Here is a 681-nt window from a genome sequence, read left to right as displayed (position 1 = left end):
TTTCCGGTGACAGTGTCACGCTGTCGGACGGACAGCAGACCCGGGTGATTCGCCCCGGTCAGGAGCGGGCAGAGCAACATATTGACCTGGCCTATGCCATCACCGCCCACGGTGCGCAGGGGACAAGTGAAACCTTTGCCATTGCGCTTGAAGGCACGGAAGGTAACCGGAAACTGATGGCAGGCTTTGAGTCAGCCTACGTGGCCCTGTCGCGTATGAAGCAGCATGTGCAGGTGTACACCGATAACCGTCAGGGCTGGACGGATGCCATTAACAATGCCGTACAGAAAGGAACAGCCCACGATGTGTTTGAGCCGAAACCGGACCGGGAGGTCATGAATGCGCAGCGGCTGTTCAGTACGGCACGGGAACTGCGGGACGTGGCGGCAGGCCGTGCCGTTCTCCGTCAGGCGGGGCTGGCCGGGGGAGACAGCCCTGCACGGTTTATTGCACCGGGACGTAAATATCCGCAGCCGTATGTGGCACTGCCGGCGTTTGACCGTAACGGCAGGTCCGCCGGTATCTGGCTGAACCCACTGACCACGGATGACGGAAACGGGCTGCGGGGATTCAGCGGTGAAGGACGGGTGAAAGGCCGCGGGGATGCGCAGTTCGTGGCCCTGCAGGGCAGCCGTAACGGAGAGAGCCTGCTGGCTGATAATATGCAGGATGGTGTCCGGA

The 681-nt window shown here is 61.5% G+C and carries 1 protein-coding gene; it reads left to right on the top strand.

Translation table 11 applies throughout. The features are described from left to right. A partial coding sequence (locus FTE26_RS04415; RefSeq protein ID WP_272457511.1) for a conjugative transfer relaxase/helicase TraI domain-containing protein occupies positions 1-681 on the top strand: 681 nt, incomplete at both ends.

Source organism: Escherichia sp. S10b (assembly GCF_028421345.1).
GTDB lineage: Bacteria > Pseudomonadota > Gammaproteobacteria > Enterobacterales > Enterobacteriaceae > ECMA0423.
This window is presented reverse-complemented; position numbering and strand designations above follow the sequence as displayed.